Here is a 16568-nt window from a genome sequence, read left to right as displayed (position 1 = left end):
TCTTTGTTTCTATAGCATAAATGTCGTGTCCTCTTATGAAACTTGTACATATTGTATGTATACGAAGTAAAAAAATTGATAGGAGATTTTATATGTAAAACAGATCAAGTTCAAATGTTACGTTTATTGATGTGTCTCATTGGGAAGGGAATATTGATTGGAATGCAGTGAAGGCATCTGGAATTCCAGCAGCGTATGCAAAAGCGACAGAAGGTGTAAACTACATTGATCCTACTTTTACTAAAAATGTACAAGCAGCCCGAAGTGCGAATGTATTAATTGGTGCATACCATTTTGCACGTCCAGAACAAAATGATGCAATTTCAGAGGCGAAATATTTTGTGAGTATATTACAAAGTAACCAGACAGACTTAATGCCAGTTCTGGATTTAGAATCACCAACAGATCCGAGCAACAGTAATTTAACTGGTAACGCTATATCGAATTGGGCAAGAAGCTTCATAAATTATGTGAAACAGGCTACTGGAAAAGATGTAATGTTATATACAGGAGTTTGGTATATTAATGAGTTCAGAATTAGCGGATTAAGTGATATACCGCTTTGGATTGCTAAATACTCGAGTACACCGCCTGCTGATGCTGGTGGATGGACAGCGTGGCAGTACACAGATTCTGGACAAATTTCAGGCGTAGGAAATTGTGATGTATCAGCTGCAGTTTCATTAGAAGCTTTAAAAGGGAATGGAGCAAGTGGTGGAGGTAATGTTTCCCCGCCTAATAATGCAACTCCAGTGTACGGGGTTGCTATAATTAATGGAGATAATGTGAATTTGAGAAGTGGACCATCTTTACAGTCTAGTGTAATTCGCCAATTGAATCGTGGCGAAACATATGAAGTTTGGGGAGAACAAGATGGATGGCTTTGTTTAGGGACAAATCAGTGGGTATATAATGATCCGAGTTATATTCAGTATAAACATTATGTGGCGACTATTACTGGTGATAATGTAAATTTGCGTGATGCTCCATCATTAAATGGAAATGTTATAAGACAGTTACATCAGGGTGAATCGTATCGAGTATGGAGTAAGCAAGATGGATGGCTTTGCTTAGGGACAAATCAATGGATATACTACGATCCGAGTTATATTCAGTATGGTGTACAATAGAGTGAAAATAAAAGGTGCCCCGTCAGAGGTGCCTTTTATTAAAAATATACAACTTTTACAAAGTCTATATCGAAACCATAGTATACTATAGTAGATATATTTATAAAAAATAATCGAAAATGAAATAAAGGAGTAAAAGTATGAATTATGTGCTAATAGGTGCGATTTTAATATTATTAGCTGTAGCATTTGTGCTGTTTTATAAAAATAAACAGTTAGAATCAGAGAGTCAGCAAGTAGAATTTGAAAAGAAACAAGCGATTGAAACGTATAAAAATGAAATTGCAGCTACAGTGATAGAGCATAAAGAACAACAAAATAATTTAAAAAATATGGAACAGAAAAAATACAATGATTTACAAGTAAGTGCAAATAGAGAAATTGAAAATATGCGTATGATGAAAAATCAATTAGCTATGCAGCATAGTAAAGAACGTAGTGAAATGCAAAATAAACATAATAACGAAATACATATGTTTCAAAAATTAATTGCAAATTTACGAGAATATACTAAAAACGGTGCTGAAATGAATACGTACGAAACATTACATTATATGAAGCGAGGATTCATAGAGCAAGGTATCATATTAGATGCTGAAATTCAAGTCATGCCGAATGTTTTTATTAAAAATAATAGTGAAATAAACGATAATAGAATCCATCATCTCATCTTGTGCAAAACTGGTATTTATCTACTGGAGACGAAAGAATGGAACGAGAAATTAATTCATGGTTTAACGAAAGAAAATGCTGGTATATATTCATTTATGATTGATGAAATGGGTAAGTATCAACAAGAAGTTGATAAAGAAGAGACATTTGAATATATAGTAGGTAAAGATTCGTCAACTATACAAGTGAAAAATGAAGGGAATCCAGTATATAAGGCGAAGAAACTATCTAAAATTTTATACAATTGTTTGAATGAAATGCAGGCTAATAGTATAAAAGAAAAGGTAAAACCAGTTGTATATTTTTATAATAAAAATGGAAAAGCAATAGTAGACCTTTCTAGTGAGGAAACACCTAGATTAAAAGATCGGGAGCAAATTGTAACGTTCTTCAGAAATGAAATCTTAACAGGGACAGTAGTATATACAGAGCAAGAATTAGAACAGATTCGAGAAATGATTAGCCGGATGAACTATATAGTGAGTTAAAAGGGGAGATCTTTCTGAACGATATGCTGCGTAGTATTTTGTATGGCTATTTTTGTTTGTATATAGTAATGTACATTGTATTTATATTCTTCATTGATATGGTCCATATACCCTTAAGGGTAAGGAGCATTTTTGTAGTATTCATACCATTTGTTTTATTAGTCATGATTCAAAGGGTTATTTTATATGTTTCTAAAAATCGTAATGAAGAAAAGAAGCAAATGTTGGGGGTTTTAATAGTAGCACTCATACCATTAATAGTGTGCACTGTACAATTAAGTGTAAATGAATATACATCAAAGTTTAATCAGAATAGATGGTTAAATCATGCAGATAAGCGGGTACATATGGTAGATGATCTATTACAAAAATATAAATTAATAGGGAAATCAAATGAAGAAATTACACAATTGTTAGGAGCCCCAACGGAAACGAGAAGTGGGGAAGAAGGAGTTATCACTTTGTATTATCTTGGGACTGAACGTGGCTTTATTCCAATAGATAGCGAACAGCTTGTTTTACAATTTAATAGAGATGGTAAAGTTATGGAATATACGGTGTATAAAGATTAAAGAAACGTGGAGGGAAGCTATATGTTATAGCTTCTTTTTTATTTTTCAATATGTCACGGAAGGGGGAGAAGGTTTTTGAGTGGAATAAGGAATGAAAGCGGAGGTGATGCATATATATAGATGCATTGGGTGATTATTCGCCCGATTGCTGAGGGTTAATAATCAATAAGTACGGACAAAAAACCCACTGATGAAAGTTTCACTTTATCATATTGTATAAATGAAAAGGAGGTAAGACGGTGAAAGCAATCCCGACTGATGTCCTGAGTAAAGAATTGATGGAAAGAGAAGGAGTTATATCTATTACAGTAAAGGAATTTGAAAAGATAGAAGTAGCTGGAGTAGTAGTCGCTGGTCCAGCGGTTATTTTGATTAATCAAGATTAAGTACATATCATTGAAATAAAAAGCATCCGTTTAGGATGCTTTTTATTTGTATGTAAGGATAAATATGATGGATAATTGTGTTACTGGAGGGAAAGTCTGTGGCAATTATTATAACAATGTTAGTAATGGGTATTTTATTAGGATTTGTTGGAGCTGGAGGAGCTGGGTTTATTATCGCGATACTCACTTTAGTATTCCATATTCCTATTCATGTTGCTCTTGCAACATCTTTAACCGCAATGGCGTTTACGACATTATCAGGTGTTGTCAGTCATTACCGTGAAGGCAATGTAGCACTTATTATAGGCGGGATTGTTGGGGGATTTGGCGCAATTGGCTCTTATATTGGTTCTAAATTTGGTTCACTTATACCAGCTCATCTTCTTCATTGGTTTACAGCTGGGATGTTATTTTTATCGGCAATTTTTATGTTTATTAAATTAATTATGTTCCAAAACAAAGAACAGTCGTCTTTATATAAACATAAAGAGTTTCCCGTTAACTACTTGTTGAAATGTATATGCCTTGGATTAGTTACTGGAATGATGGCTGGTTCATTTGGGATTGGTTCTGCACCGTTTATTCAACTTGGATTAATGGTTCTATTGGGACTAACGATTCAGCAATCTGTAGGGACAACGATGCTTGTTATATTACCGATTGCAATTGGAGGCGGGCTAGGATATAGTTCGGAAGGATATTTAGATTATATATTGTTATTGCAAGTATTAATTGGGACCATGTTAGGGGCATATATTGGCGCGAAGTTTACAAATTATGCACCGCGAATGCTTTTGAGGTTTTCGATGATTATGACACCGGTTTTAGCTGGATGTATGCTATTGATGGAATAAAGTGAAATTATAATAAGTAGGGGGGACTGCTTACAAATAGCGGGATAAAATTAATATAGCAAACTATTAATATATTTTACGAATGAATTATGTAGGTAATTCATATTTCCCATATAAAAGGATTTGTTTTAATATTATGAGTGTAAAGTTCGAGTATTCGAAGTACTACTTGAATTATATCCCTATCCCTTTTCTAAAAATGCGAACAAGTTTTGCCCTATTCTATTCAATAGTTAATTGCATAGAAATATATTGTTCGATGACCATTATGGAACGTACATAATGGGAAAATCCCGATCCTTAAAGAGGATGCCCCTAATCTTCATGTGAAATATGATCGGATAAGAAAGCTGACCAATTGATGGTCAGCTTTCTTTTTGTTCAAAAACTATTTCTTCTTTAATTTCTGTTTGTAATAATAAAGCTTTTCCGAAACGACGTTTACATTCTGCACGCACTTTTTCAATGGCTAGTAGCTGAGTAGTGGCGGGAACGGTGACAATAGCTTGGCGAGGCTTTCGATTTTTTTCACAAAAGACACATTCCACAACATAATTAGAAATCATATTTTCATCCTTCCAGTTTTAATTTCTAAAAAGGGATTGTCTATGAAGTTGATGTAATTTTTCGTCATTGTTTTATTATTTTCCTCTTTTTTTCAAGGGGAAAATAAAAAAGAGGGCGAATTTTAGTAGGGGAGGGATGTTTATGGAGAGATGGATAGGTAGTGCAGCGGTATGTGTAAATGAAAGAAATGAAGTTTTAATGGTACTGCAGGGAAAAGAGGGAGAAGAAAAAAGGTGGTCTGTCCCAAGTGGAGGACTTGAAAAGGGAGAGACACTAGAAGAATGTTGTATTAGGGAAGTTTGGGAAGAAACAGGTTACAATGTGGAAGTTGTAAATAAAATATATGAAAAAGAGGGTATTACATACGGTGTTCCAGTGTATGTCCATTATTATTTTGTTAAACAAATAGGCGGTAATATGAAAATCCAAGATCCTGATGAGTTAATACATGAAATTGCTTGGAAAGGGATACATGAAGTTGAACAATTGTGTTTAGCTTTTCCAGAGGATTATGAATTGCTGTGCCAATATATAGATAAAGAAGCAAGTATGTAAATACTTGCTTCTTTAATGTATCCAAGACAAGAAAAGCGGAACGATAACTAAACTAGCGCCTGCTGTTAAAAGCATAGATAAACTTGCAATCGTTCCTTCCACAGGACCGATTTCGAATGCTTTTGATGTACCGGTTCCATTTGCGCTTGTTCCTAACATAATACCTTTTGCGATTGCTGTTTTAATACGGCAAATACGTATGAGAGAAGGACCGAGCAATGCTCCTGTTAAGGCAGTTAAAACGACAAATACAGCAGTTAATTGTGACATGCCACCAATCATTTCTGAAATAGCCATTGCGATTGGTGTTGTTACGATATGTGGAGCTAAACTATGTTCTAGTGATGAATCAATTTGAAAATAATTTGCTAGTAGTGCTGAAGTAATGACTGATAAAAACGAACCGACAATGACATTAAGTAAGATAGCCATTCCATGTTTCTTTAATAAATCAAAGTATTTATAGATTGGCCATGCAAAAGCAACTGTTGCGGGTTTTAATAATTCAGTTAACCAGTGACCACCAGATTCATATGTTTCATAAGGTGTATTTAATCCGAGCAATAAAGCAATTAAAATAATGGGACAGACGAGAAGAGGAGAAAGTAGACTCCAATTCCAACGTTGATACATTTTTTTTGATATCCAATATGTGAATAGTGTTAATAGTAAACAAAGAAATCCGATCATTGCGTTGATCCTTTCCGCTTTAGTAGCAATTCTGTTAAAAGTCCTGTAACTAAGGTAACGCAAAGAGTGCTAATCATAATAATTAAAATGAGATCGATTCCATATTGTGTTAGTGTATCTCTGTAACGTATGACAGCGACTGCAGAAGGGATGAAAAATAAAATAAGTTCTTTTAATAAAAAATCTGCTCCGTCCTGTATCCATTCTTTTTTAACTAGGTTAAATTTTAATGAAATTAATAATAAAAAAATACCGATTATACTTCCTGGAACTGGGAGGTGTGCCTGTTTTGCAATCCATTCACCTGTCCAAGCGAAAGAAAATAGTAATAAAATTTGTCCGCTTAACTTCCACCATTTCATACAGTAACCACCTCTTTCTTTTTTTACATAAAAATTGTAAAAAAGAATTAACAATTTCTACTATACGTTCATTCGAAATATTTGTCTAATATATAAATTATATGGTATTAATATATTAGACGTATTAATCGAAAGTGAAAAGGGTGTCCAAAAATGGAATTACGGCATTTGCAATATTTTGTTGTTGTGGCAGAAGAGTTACACTTTGGACGGGCAGCTGCTCGTTTACAAATGACACAACCACCACTTAGTCAACAAATACAGCAATTAGAAAAAGAAATGGGAGTTACATTATTTTCAAGAACGAAAAGAAAGGTTGAACTAACAGAAGCAGGAGAAATGTTTTTAAAAGAAGTAAAAAAAGCGTTTGAACAAATTGAAAAAGCAGTAGAAGTTGCACAAAGTGCACAAAGGGGAGAAGTAGGATCACTTTCAATTGGTTTTGTAGGTGCGGCGATATATGATATTTTACCATCAATTGTTAGGGAATATAGAAAGAAATTTCCGAGAGTGTCTGTTGCATTACATGAATTGTCAACACCAGATCAAGTTCATGCACTTCATGATAACCGTATCGATATTGGCTTTTTACGTCCACCAATTCCAACACAATTATTAGAATTAGAGCCAATTCAAAGGTTATCTTGCACCTTATGTTTACCAAAGGCACATCCACTTGCAGAGAAAGATGAAATACATATAGAAGATTTACGAGATGAGCCGTTTGTATTTATTACGAGACCAGTATGGCCAGCTTTGTATGATACAATTTTATCTCTTTGCAGAGAAGTTGGATTTAGTCCACGCATTGTACAAGAAGCAACAGAGTATCAAACAGTTATGGGGCTTGTAGCAGCAGGGATTGGAATTACAGTAATACCCGTATCGGCAAATAAGTTATATAAAACAGAAGTTGTATATAAAGAGTTATATGATTCTAATTTTGTGGCAGAAATGTCAGTGGCTTACAAAAAAATGAATAGTAATCCAGAGCTGCTAGAGTTTTTAAAAATTGCAAGAGAGAAGAAAAGAATAGAAGTAGAAGATGAATAATAGTAGTAACAGAAAATAGATTTAATTCAAATCCATAAAAGTACACCTTATTAAACAATAAAGCGGAAATGCAACTTAAGTTGCATTTCCGCTTTATTGTTCTTTTTTTAGCTCGATACTAAATAGATAAACGTGTTCATTTTCTTTTAAGAGTAGATCAATACCTGTTTCTTCATCAATGGTAGGAACGCTTACAGTTTCTTTACTGGTTTGAATTACAGCAGCTAAAGTTGTTTTTTGATTGTATTTTAAATTTTTTATAGATTGAATTGTAGTAGTTGCAGAGCTATTTACGCTTCGTGGTTCTTCTTCATGAACAAGCGTTGAACCACCTTCAATATTCATATACCACTGCCTTTTTTCTTGTATATCTTTATCGAATTGGAAATGTGGTGGTAAAAAAGAAAGCTTTACTTTCTTTTTTGAAAAATGTGAGGTAGCTATATTAGCAATTTCTTTTGTTTTTTTACCATTGTTATAATAATCAATTGTAGCATTTATTTCATCTTTATCATTTTTAAGCGTAACGTTATAAAACATGCTATTTCTTTCTTGAAAAGGAGTCATTTGTAAAATAGAAGCTTGCTCTTTTGTTAATTTGTATGGCTCAACAATGGCAATTTCATTGTTTTTTAGTTGGCTACAACTTGTGAGTAATAATAAAGACAAGATTGATAGTAATTTTATACGCATGCAATCTCCTCCTTTTTACAATTATATTCTAAATGTGATTTTTTTATCATTTCGTTTTCTAGGACTAAAGACTTAGAAGAAATTCCGATTGTAGTGCGATGTTTAAAATGTCATATTTTTATACACTAGTAGTATAGAATGTGTATGTAATAAGGTAGGGGAAGAATGTTATGTCTTTATGTCGGTTAGCGAGAAAAAATATTAGAACATTTGCTACCAAAAGGATGAAGCAATTTATGTGGATTGCTATGAGTACTATGATTTTGTTTTTTATGATATCGTTACAATTTAATGAAGGAGCTATTTTGAAAGTAGGGGATGCATTTGTATTTCAAATGTATTTTTACACACTTTTTATTGTATTAATTTTCATATGTATTTTTACTACATATAAAATGATGTACTCTCTTTTGCATGTGAGGAGGGAGGAGTTTACATCTTATGTAGCAGAAAATATGAAAAGAAAAGAGGTACTATGTGTATTATGTCAGGAGCAATTATTCATTTATGGAGCAGCATTTGTTTCCGGATTAATTAATGGGATGCTATTTTTGAAATTATTCACGGTTATCTTTATGAAAATCGCAGGGATACAAGGAATAAATAGTGCGCCAATTACAATATATGCAGTTGTAATTATTAGTATAATTATTATGACTGTCGTTTTAATATCGATGATGCAATGTTATCGATTTGTTCGAAGTTTAAAGGGTGAAAATTCGTTGCGGTTTAAAGAAAGGGCATGAGAAATCATGCTTTTTTCTATTTTACACATAAAAATAATCATGTTACAGTGAAAAGACCTGACAAAGAATGGGAAGGAAAGGTTGTATAGAATGACAAATGAACAATCAATTGTAAAAGTCGATCGGTTAACGAAGCGAATCGGATCAAAGACACTTGTACAAAATATTAGTTTTAAAGTGAAAAAAGGCGAGGTTGTCGGTTTACTCGGACCAAACGGTGCTGGAAAAACGACTTTAATGAGAATGATGGTTGGTATGATCCGTATGACAGAAGGTGAAGTATGGATTGATGGTCAATCTGTGAAACAGCAATTCGAAAAAACCGCTGCGAAAATTGGAGCGGTAATTGAGACACCTGAATTTTATCCTTTTTTGAGTGGCTATGAAAATTTAACATATTTCGGACGAATGAATGGTAATGTGACTGAAGAACGTATCGATGAAGTAGTGAAATTGTTAGGGATGGGACAAGTAATTGATCGCAAAGTAAAAGCGTATTCACTCGGCATGAGACAACGTTTAGGAATCGCTCAGGCGCTTATTCACAATCCAGACGTGTTGATACTAGATGAACCGACAAATGGATTAGACCCTAGTGGAATACATGAAATGAGAATGTACATAAAAAAAATTGCACATGAACAAGGAAAAGCTGTACTTGTATCAAGTCACTTACTTTCAGAAGTTGAATTAATGTGTGACAGAGTTATCATTATTCAGCACGGGGAATATGTGGCTACGCAAAATATTCAGCATAGCCAAAGCGAAGAGATGGAGACGATCCGTATACGTGTAGATGATGCGAATAAAGCAGCGGAAATATTAGGGCATGATGTTTTAGTAAAAGATAATGAATTACTTATTAATGTAAAAGATGAAGAAATCCCAAATGTTATTCGTACATTGCTTGAGAAAAATATTCAAGTGTATCGTGTATATGAAGAAAGAAAAACGTTAGAAGAGCAATTTTTAGAATTAACAGGGGGAAAAGATATTGTTTAATTTAGTATATAATGAACTGTATAAAATATTTAAGCGGAAGCGAACGATTATTCCATTTGCAGTTATTGCAGTATTAATAATCGGATTAGGATGGGTTACGGTAAAGTATTTTGAACCGGAAACAAAAGGATGGAAAGTAGATTATACAGAACGTACTGTAGAAATTGAGAAAAAGCTTGGCATGAAAAAAGAAGCTATTTTAGCAGAAAAATCAGGGGATGAGCTTGTAAAAGAATACCAGCTTAAGATGAAGCATTTAGATACGGATACAGCACCGGCAAGCAGTTCTCCACTTTCTTTCATGAGAGATACAGGTTTTATCGTATTTCCAATTTTGCTCCCATTTATCCTCGTGTATGCAAGTACAATTTTTGCGAATGAATATAGCTGGGGAACATATAAATTTTTAACAATCCGTCCGGCGAGTCGATTTAAAATTTTAACAGCAAAGTTTTTAGCAATCGTTATATTTGCAGCTTTATTGTTTATATTTAATATGATTTTCTCCGCTTTATGTGGACTTGTTATTTATAAATTCCAACAGCCTGCATGGAGTGAGTTTATTTTCCAAGATGGAAATATAATAAAACAAAATATTTTTGTGGAAGCAAGTAAATATTATGTTTTATCATGGTTACCAACGGTTGTGTATGCATCGTTTGCATTTATGATTTCTGTGTTAACGAGATCTAGTGGAGGTGCAATTGGTATTTCACTATTCCTTGCTTTATCAGGCAATATTGCGTTATTAGCAGCCACTAGATATAACTGGGCGAAATATTTATTGCCAGCAAACACAGATTTATATAGTATTTCAAAGAATGGAAGTTTTATTGATGGAGTAACATTCCCGTTTGCATCATGTATGTTACTACTTTATTTGTTCGTATTTTTATGTATTTCATATACTGTGTTTTTAAAACGTGATTTAACTTAATAAGAAAAGCCGTTCAGGGTGTGAAGTGACCCCCGAAAGTTAGACAGGTCGTTTCATTAGGCAGCCTCTAGGGTATGAGCCCGGTATTGTACTGGGCTCATACCCTTTAATTTTGCCTTAATTCTTTTATGATTATAGTATTCTATATACTTTGCTAACTCTTGTTTGAAATGTGTTATACTTTCAAATTCTTTTCGATACAGAAATTCCGATTTCATGATACCGAAGAAATTTTCAATAACGGCATTGTCATAACAGTTTCCTTTGCGAGACATACTTTGAGTTATGCCACAATTCTTAAGAGAATGACGGTATTGTTTCATTTGATAGTGCCAACCTTGATCAGAGTGAATGAGGAGTTTATCCGGATCGGTTACACAATAAAGGGCTTGGTCCAACATCGTTGAAACAAGGGAATAGGTCGGTCTTGAACCAATTGTATACGTGATAATTTCACCATTAAATAAATCCAACATTGGTGATAGGTATAACTTCTCCCCAAATAACTTAAACTCCGTAATATCTGTAACCCACTTTTCATTTGGTTTTTCAGCTTGGAAGTTGCGATTTAAAATATTTGGTGCAATTTTCCCAACTGTCCCTTTGTAAGAGCGATATTTTTTCATACGAACCAGACATTTTAACCCTAATTCTTTCATAAGACGATACACTTTTTTATGATTTACTTTGTGTCCACGATTCATAAGTTCATCACGAATACGACGATAACCATAACACCCATCGTGTTCATTATAAATAGCTTGAATCAGTTCTTTTACCTCCGCATTTGGATCAGGACGATTAAAATGTTTCATCCAGTAATAGTACGTACTACGTGGAATGTTTGCGAGTTGAAGTAACTCCTTGATAGGAAATTCATGCCTTAACTCGTAGATTACTTGCGCTTTGTCTTGTTTGGTGATTTTTCTTTGTTTTGAACTAAGGCATTCAACTTTTTTAAATATGAATTTTCCATACGTAAACGCTCATTTTCCGCTTGTAAGGCTTCGATTGATCCTTCATCTACTGGTTTTATTTTTTTATCTTTCATGGTTGGACGCCCCTTTTTCTTTGATTGTAGGGCATCCAATCCTCCTGTTTCATAAGCTATTTTCCATTTCCGAAGTGTTTCATAAGACGGTATATTGAAAAGTGCCGCTGTTTCTCTGATAGATGTCCCGTGTTCATTCATATAATAAAGTACATCTAGTTTATACTGGGCTGGGTAGAATGTATAGCACTTTTCAAAGGCCTTTTCACCTGAAGACTCATATCGTCTAATCCACTCACGAAGTACGCTAGGGTTAACTCCTATAGATTTAGCAATTGTTTTTCCACTTTCTGTACCATCTAAATATCGTTTCACCGCTTGGATTTTTTCTTTTGAAGAAAATTTAGCCATAAAAAATGCACCTCCAATTGTTAGACTGTGTCTAACAATTGGGGTGCACTTCATAAAAGGGATACGGCTTTCTTTATAGGGAGATAAGGGATCAAAGAAATGATGAAGTCTTATCTCTTTTATATGAGTAAAGGGTCTAGAGTGAATGTTGTCCTTTTCATTATTTATTTAACCCCATTGCGACTTGTTTACCATTTACGAAAACCTCTACTACCGCTACTACAACTTCCATTACTTTTTTCATCTCTCCTTATTTTTTGTTTCATTTCTTACTCTCAGTATAAGGAAATACAGTAATTACAACTATCGAATTGGATGACAAGAGACTTACATTGTTGTAAGGGTAATTGTTTAGTTTGTAATAAAGTGAAACTTTAATCAATGGGGCTTTTCTTCATCCCCCACTGATTATTAGCCCTCACCAATAGGGCTTTTACGGGCAGCCCTACCCCCACCTAACTTCTTTGCTTCCGCTGAATTTTGAGGTGGGGGGCTTACTGCCCGTTAATGCGGGGGAAATTTAATTCAAGGTTAAGATTCGGAATTTTCCGTTGTTTTGAACTATAATTAGAAAGAGGGGGGATAATATGAAAAGAATTCTTGTTATTAGTGATATTCATGGAGAAATAGAAAAGTTCGAACAGTTGTTGAAAGAAGCTCAATATAATGCGAAAAAGGATCAATTAATCTTACTGGGAGATTATGTAGATCGTGGTCCAAATGCGCGTGCTGTAATTGAAAAGGTAAAAGAATTGAAAGAAGAGGGAGCACTCATTTTAAAAGGAAATCATGAAGATATGATGATTAAGGCGTTAACGACAAATGAGGAACGTTCATGGAACCATTGGGTAAAAAGAAATGGTGGAGATAAGACATTATATAGTTATGGATTTGTAGAAGAAGATATTGCGGTTAATGAGAAAGACTTCCAAAAACCGATTTTACAATCTTCTGTATTAGAGGAACATATAAAGTTTATTCAAGAATTAGATCATTACATTGAAACAGAAGAGTATATATTTGTACATGCTGGGGTTGAGCCGATGAAACGAGTTTCTGAATCTGAACCATATACGTTAATGTGGATCCGTAATGAATTTCATAATGGATATAGCGGTGAAAAGGTTGTTGTATTTGGGCATACGGAAACAAAGACGCTTCATAGTAGTGAGGATTGCGGAGTGTATTTTGGTAGTAATCGTATTATTGGAATTGATGGCGGGGCTGTGTATGGTGGTCAGCTAAATTGTTTGGAGTTGCCAAGTAAAAAGGTATATGTAATAAAAAATTGAAAGAGATAAGAGGAATCTTATTTCTTTCAATTTTTTATTAAGGTAAATTTAAGACAAAGTTTTTATAATAAAAATTCAAAATTTGAGAAGGAAATAGTTGAAAATGAAATTACGTAATATAACTACATTCTTTTGTTATGAAGAGAAGAAATGTAATAATAAATAGAATTGAACTATTTGATGGAAGGTGAGAGCATGCGCTTACTTGTAATAGAAGATACTACTTCGTTATTAGAATCTATCGTACAAATTTTGCATGATGAATTTGAAGTAGATACGGCAATAAATGGAGAAGATGGATTGTTTTTAGCGCTTCAAAATATATATGATGCAATTTTGTTGGATGTGATGATGCCAGGGATGGACGGATTTGAAGTGATTCAAAAAATACGTGATGAAAAGATTGAAACACCAGTCCTGTTTTTGACAGCGAGAGATTCTTTAGAAGATCGGGTGAAGGGATTGGACTTTGGTGGAGATGACTATATCGTTAAGCCATTTCAGGCCCCTGAATTAAAAGCGAGAATTCGCGCTTTACTACGCAGAAGTGGTAGTTTAACAACGCAGCAAACAATTCGCTATAAAGGGATTGAATTGTTCGGAAAAGATAAAGACGTTCAAGTAGATGGACAAGGTATTAAGTTGACATTGAAACAATATGAGCTACTAGAGTATCTCATTCAAAATAGCGGGAAGATTTTAATGCGTGAACAAATTTTTGATCGTGTTTGGGGATTTGATTCAGATACGACAGTAGCGATTGTAGAAGTGTATGTGCATCATTTACGTAAAAAATTAGAGCCATTCGGTTATCAGAAAGATATTCAAACCGTTCGAGGTATTGGATATATATTAAAAGAACAATGAGAAAAGGAAGTATGTTTCAAAAGACACGCATTCGTTTGACTATAGTGAATTCATTAGTATTTATCCTATTAATAGGTATATTAGGCAGTATTATTTATTCATACACATATAAGCGTATTTATAATGAAGTGGATCAATCTATAAAAATGATGGCCCAGTATAGAGAGAAATTAGATGTTAAAATACCACCAAGAAAACGCATGGAGAATATCCAGATTGGAGATCCGCGAGTAACTAGAATAACTTGGAATGGGAAAATAGTGAAAATAGAGGGCGATAACCGTAAATACCGTTCTATTTTTGAAGAGAATTTGGAAAAGTTTTCTCCAAAAAAATTAGGGGAGTTACAAGATATTGAAGTACAAGGACGATATTTTAGAGCATTTTCGCTTCAAAAAGATGGAGAAATAGTTCAAATCGTGCGAGATATAACAGCGGAAGAAAGAATGTTAAATACTTTATTTTTAATCCTCGTTATAGGTTGTAGCATAGGAAGCCTCTGTGCGATAGGTATCGGCTTTTTCCTAGCTGGCAGAGCACTTGTACCTATTCAAAATTCATGGGAGAAACAGCAGCAATTCGTTTCTGATGCATCACATGAACTAAGGACACCGCTTGCAGTTATTCAATCAAAAACGGATGTGTTATTCCAATCACCATCCGCTACGATAGAAGAAAAAGCGATAGATATTTCTACAATTTCAAAAGAATGTAGGCGGTTATCGAAACTCGTTAGTAATTTATTATTGCTAGCACGTTCTGATTCTAATCAAATTGAGATGGATAAGAAAACATTTGAACTTGATAAATTGTTAGAAGAAATAGTAGCTCCATATAAAGAGATTGCTTCTTATCAAGAAAAAGAAATGATACTAAAAGTAGAACGTGGTGTATCTTTTATGGGGGATAGAGAGCGGATTCATCAAATGATGGTCATACTGTTAGATAATGCGATGAAGTATACAAACGAAGGTGGGCATATTCAAATCGATTGTACGCAAACGAGTAGTTCAATTCGTATACAGGTGAAGGATGACGGGATAGGAGTGAAAGAAGAAGATATTCCGAAATTATTTGATCGTTTTTATCAAGGAGATAAAGCAAGAAGTACGTCAGAAGGAGCTGGATTAGGTCTTTCAATCGCAAATTGGATTGTAGAAAAGCATTATGGAAAAATATCAGTAGAGAGCAGGTGGGGAAATGGCACTAGTTTTGAAGTGATTTTCCCTAAAAATCAAAAAATATAAGTAAGAAGACGATCTTGTTTTTACAAGGTCGTCTTTTTTTAAGGGAAAGTTAAGAAACTATTTATATTATGTATGGCATAAAGAACGTTCGTTACATGAAGAAGAGACTAGGTGTATGTGAGTGGATTTTATCAATCATAATGTTATCTCAAGCAGAGATGAGATGTATGTATAGTATTAAAAAAATTATGGGAATGCTGAAAAAGAAAGTGTAAGAGGGAGGAATTAATTTTGAAAAAGAAAATGATGATGGTATTCACTATTGGAGTAATGAGTTTAAGCATATTAGGGGGTGCCTCTCCTTCTGAAACACAAAAAGGAAAGACAGATTACACGCAGCGCAGTAAAGAACAATTGAACAATGGTAAGATACATGCAGTGCATACAGAAGAAAAAGCAGAGGAACTAGGTATTGAAACGGAAGGAAAAGAACAAATTACATTAGAAAAAGAAATTCATGAAACAGAAGTAGGAAGGGAAGCAGAGCAGTTAGGTATTTCGATTGAAGGAAAAGATGTTGGGACGCTGTCAGAAGAAATCTATGAAACAAAAGTAAAGCAAGAAGCGTTAAAGCTAGGTATATCTATAGAGAATACATCAATTGTAGATTTAATTACTCAAATTAATACGATTAAAATTAAAGATGAAGCAGATAAATTAGGCATTTCTACAGATGGAAAAGAAATCGAAGACATCGCGGAAGAAATCTACGGAACGAAAGTAAGAGAAGAAGCAGGAAAGTTAGACATTTCTCAAAAAGGAAAAGAAATTGAAGAGTTAGCACAAGAAGTGTACGAACAAAAAGTACAGGAAGAAGCAAAAAAATATCATATTGATTTGTACGGTAAAGATATATATCAAATATTAAAAGAAATTAATGAACAAAAGGTGCTACAAATGGCAGATGAGCTTAATATGGATAAAATGAATATGAATATTCAAGAGTTAGCGGAAAAGATAAAAAAAAATCAGCCTGAAAAAGGAAAAGAACTAAATTTTGTACCGATGATTAGAACGGATGCTGACGCATTTTATTCTTATTTAACGAATTAA

At 33.8% G+C, this 16568-nt stretch carries 19 protein-coding genes; 14 read left to right on the top strand and 5 right to left on the bottom strand.

Annotation, left to right across the window (positions count from 1 at the left end; translation table 11 throughout):
- The first annotated feature begins 131 nt into the window (after positions 1-131).
- The 5 genes from F3I02_RS29565 (at position 132) to F3I02_RS29545 (ending at position 4102) form a co-directional block, all read left to right on the top strand.
- Positions 132-1130: a GH25 family lysozyme gene (locus F3I02_RS29565; protein WP_000020118.1), complete on the top strand. Its 999-nt coding sequence runs from the start codon at positions 132-134 to the stop codon at positions 1128-1130.
- Between the two features lie 140 nt (positions 1131-1270).
- Entirely contained in the window at positions 1271-2290 is a 1020-nt protein-coding gene (locus F3I02_RS29560; RefSeq protein WP_001110270.1) for an NERD domain-containing protein, read from the top strand.
- Positions 2291-2313: 23 nt separating this feature from the next.
- On the top strand, positions 2314-2862 hold the full coding sequence (locus F3I02_RS29555; RefSeq protein WP_000946312.1) for a hypothetical protein: 549 nt from the start codon (positions 2314-2316) through the stop codon (positions 2860-2862).
- Positions 2863-3101: 239 nt separating this feature from the next.
- On the top strand, positions 3102-3248 hold the full coding sequence (locus F3I02_RS29550; RefSeq protein WP_000644411.1) for a BC1881 family protein: 147 nt from the start codon (positions 3102-3104) through the stop codon (positions 3246-3248).
- A 98-nt stretch (positions 3249-3346) separates the two neighbouring features.
- Positions 3347-4102: a sulfite exporter TauE/SafE family protein gene (locus F3I02_RS29545; RefSeq protein WP_000974657.1), complete on the top strand. Its 756-nt coding sequence runs from the start codon at positions 3347-3349 to the stop codon at positions 4100-4102.
- A 365-nt stretch (positions 4103-4467) separates the two neighbouring features.
- On the opposite strand, the gene F3I02_RS29540 is transcribed toward F3I02_RS29545, so the two are convergent.
- The gene (locus F3I02_RS29540) at positions 4468-4668 is read right to left on the bottom strand and encodes a DUF3903 domain-containing protein (RefSeq protein ID WP_000625227.1); all 201 of its coding nucleotides are present in this window, start codon (positions 4666-4668) and stop codon (positions 4468-4470) included.
- A gap of 142 nt (positions 4669-4810) precedes the next feature.
- Between F3I02_RS29540 and F3I02_RS29535 the strand changes: the two genes are divergently transcribed.
- A complete protein-coding gene (locus F3I02_RS29535) occupies positions 4811-5224 on the top strand; it encodes an NUDIX hydrolase (protein ID WP_000442982.1) in 414 nt (137 codons plus the stop codon).
- A 12-nt stretch (positions 5225-5236) separates the two neighbouring features.
- Here the strand turns inward: F3I02_RS29535 and F3I02_RS29530 are convergent, their stop codons facing one another.
- Together F3I02_RS29530 and F3I02_RS29525 are read right to left on the bottom strand one after the other, a co-directional pair.
- A complete protein-coding gene (locus F3I02_RS29530) occupies positions 5237-5914 on the bottom strand; it encodes an LrgB family protein (RefSeq protein ID WP_000578962.1) in 678 nt (225 codons plus the stop codon).
- Positions 5911-6276 carry a CidA/LrgA family holin-like protein gene (locus F3I02_RS29525; RefSeq protein WP_000872376.1) on the bottom strand — a complete coding sequence of 122 codons (366 nt, stop codon included), beginning with the start codon at positions 6274-6276 and terminating at the stop codon, positions 5911-5913. Before F3I02_RS29525 ends, F3I02_RS29530 begins: the two co-directional genes overlap by 4 nt.
- A gap of 153 nt (positions 6277-6429) precedes the next feature.
- Between F3I02_RS29525 and alsR the strand changes: the two genes are divergently transcribed.
- Positions 6430-7329: an acetoin biosynthesis transcriptional regulator AlsR gene (gene alsR, locus F3I02_RS29520; protein ID WP_000423234.1), complete on the top strand. Its 900-nt coding sequence runs from the start codon at positions 6430-6432 to the stop codon at positions 7327-7329.
- 93 nt (positions 7330-7422) lie between these two features.
- Here alsR and F3I02_RS29515 read toward each other — a convergent pair whose 3' ends face one another.
- Positions 7423-8022 (bottom strand): hypothetical protein, encoded by a 600-nt coding sequence (locus F3I02_RS29515; protein ID WP_001220627.1) that lies wholly within the window; start codon positions 8020-8022, stop codon positions 7423-7425.
- Positions 8023-8192: 170 nt separating this feature from the next.
- Here F3I02_RS29515 and F3I02_RS29510 point away from each other — a divergent pair, with 170 nt between their 5' ends.
- The 3 genes from F3I02_RS29510 (at position 8193) to F3I02_RS29500 (ending at position 10707) form a co-directional block, all read left to right on the top strand.
- On the top strand, positions 8193-8768 hold the full coding sequence (locus F3I02_RS29510; protein WP_196478683.1) for an FtsX-like permease family protein: 576 nt from the start codon (positions 8193-8195) through the stop codon (positions 8766-8768).
- Positions 8769-8858: 90 nt separating this feature from the next.
- Entirely contained in the window at positions 8859-9770 is a 912-nt protein-coding gene (locus F3I02_RS29505) for an ABC transporter ATP-binding protein (protein ID WP_196478682.1), read from the top strand.
- Positions 9763-10707 (top strand): ABC transporter permease, encoded by a 945-nt coding sequence (locus F3I02_RS29500; RefSeq protein WP_000482759.1) that lies wholly within the window; start codon positions 9763-9765, stop codon positions 10705-10707. The genes F3I02_RS29505 and F3I02_RS29500 overlap by 8 nt, the downstream gene beginning before the upstream one ends.
- A gap of 56 nt (positions 10708-10763) precedes the next feature.
- On the opposite strand, the gene F3I02_RS29495 is transcribed toward F3I02_RS29500, so the two are convergent.
- Positions 10764-12109, bottom strand: a protein-coding gene (locus F3I02_RS29495) for an IS3-like element ISBth10 family transposase (protein WP_085960089.1) whose coding sequence is annotated in 2 segments (ribosomal slippage) — positions 10764-11668 and positions 11668-12109 — 1347 coding nt in all. Because the reading frame shifts where the segments join, the coding sequence is not laid out codon by codon here.
- Between the two features lie 587 nt (positions 12110-12696).
- Here F3I02_RS29495 and F3I02_RS29490 point away from each other — a divergent pair.
- The 4 genes from F3I02_RS29490 (at position 12697) to F3I02_RS29475 (ending at position 16568) form a co-directional block, all read left to right on the top strand.
- Entirely contained in the window at positions 12697-13401 is a 705-nt protein-coding gene (locus F3I02_RS29490; protein ID WP_000821985.1) for a metallophosphoesterase family protein, read from the top strand.
- 195 nt (positions 13402-13596) lie between these two features.
- Positions 13597-14268, top strand: coding sequence for a response regulator transcription factor (locus F3I02_RS29485; RefSeq protein WP_196478681.1), 672 nt, complete (start codon positions 13597-13599; stop codon positions 14266-14268).
- Positions 14265-15515, top strand: coding sequence for a sensor histidine kinase (locus F3I02_RS29480; RefSeq protein ID WP_080545850.1), 1251 nt, complete (start codon positions 14265-14267; stop codon positions 15513-15515). Before F3I02_RS29485 ends, F3I02_RS29480 begins: the two co-directional genes overlap by 4 nt.
- A 231-nt stretch (positions 15516-15746) precedes the next feature.
- Positions 15747-16568: a hypothetical protein gene (locus F3I02_RS29475; RefSeq protein WP_000728557.1), complete on the top strand. Its 822-nt coding sequence runs from the start codon at positions 15747-15749 to the stop codon at positions 16566-16568.

This window comes from Bacillus sp. SRB3LM, from assembly GCF_015712745.1.
Lineage (GTDB): Bacteria > Bacillota > Bacilli > Bacillales > Bacillaceae_G > Bacillus_A > Bacillus_A thuringiensis_K.
Note: the sequence above shows the minus strand (reverse complement) of the source record. Positions and strands in the feature narration are given on the sequence as shown.

Coding starts and splice junctions, on each gene's coding strand:
- F3I02_RS29560 (WP_001110270.1), top strand. CDS start 1,271: ATGAATTATGTGCTAATAGGTGCGATTTTAATATTATTAGCTGTAGCA.
- F3I02_RS29555 (WP_000946312.1), top strand. CDS start 2,314: ATGCTGCGTAGTATTTTGTATGGCTATTTTTGTTTGTATATAGTAATG.
- F3I02_RS29540 (WP_000625227.1), bottom strand. CDS start 4,668: ATGATTTCTAATTATGTTGTGGAATGTGTCTTTTGTGAAAAAAATCGA.
- F3I02_RS29535 (WP_000442982.1), top strand. CDS start 4,811: ATGGAGAGATGGATAGGTAGTGCAGCGGTATGTGTAAATGAAAGAAAT.
- F3I02_RS29530 (WP_000578962.1), bottom strand. CDS start 5,914: ATGATCGGATTTCTTTGTTTACTATTAACACTATTCACATATTGGATA.
- F3I02_RS29525 (WP_000872376.1), bottom strand. CDS start 6,276: ATGAAATGGTGGAAGTTAAGCGGACAAATTTTATTACTATTTTCTTTC.
- alsR (WP_000423234.1), top strand. CDS start 6,430: ATGGAATTACGGCATTTGCAATATTTTGTTGTTGTGGCAGAAGAGTTA.
- F3I02_RS29515 (WP_001220627.1), bottom strand. CDS start 8,022: ATGCGTATAAAATTACTATCAATCTTGTCTTTATTATTACTCACAAGT.
- F3I02_RS29510 (WP_196478683.1), top strand. CDS start 8,193: ATGTCTTTATGTCGGTTAGCGAGAAAAAATATTAGAACATTTGCTACC.
- F3I02_RS29505 (WP_196478682.1), top strand. CDS start 8,859: ATGACAAATGAACAATCAATTGTAAAAGTCGATCGGTTAACGAAGCGA.
- F3I02_RS29490 (WP_000821985.1), top strand. CDS start 12,697: ATGAAAAGAATTCTTGTTATTAGTGATATTCATGGAGAAATAGAAAAG.
- F3I02_RS29485 (WP_196478681.1), top strand. CDS start 13,597: ATGCGCTTACTTGTAATAGAAGATACTACTTCGTTATTAGAATCTATC.
- F3I02_RS29480 (WP_080545850.1), top strand. CDS start 14,265: ATGAGAAAAGGAAGTATGTTTCAAAAGACACGCATTCGTTTGACTATA.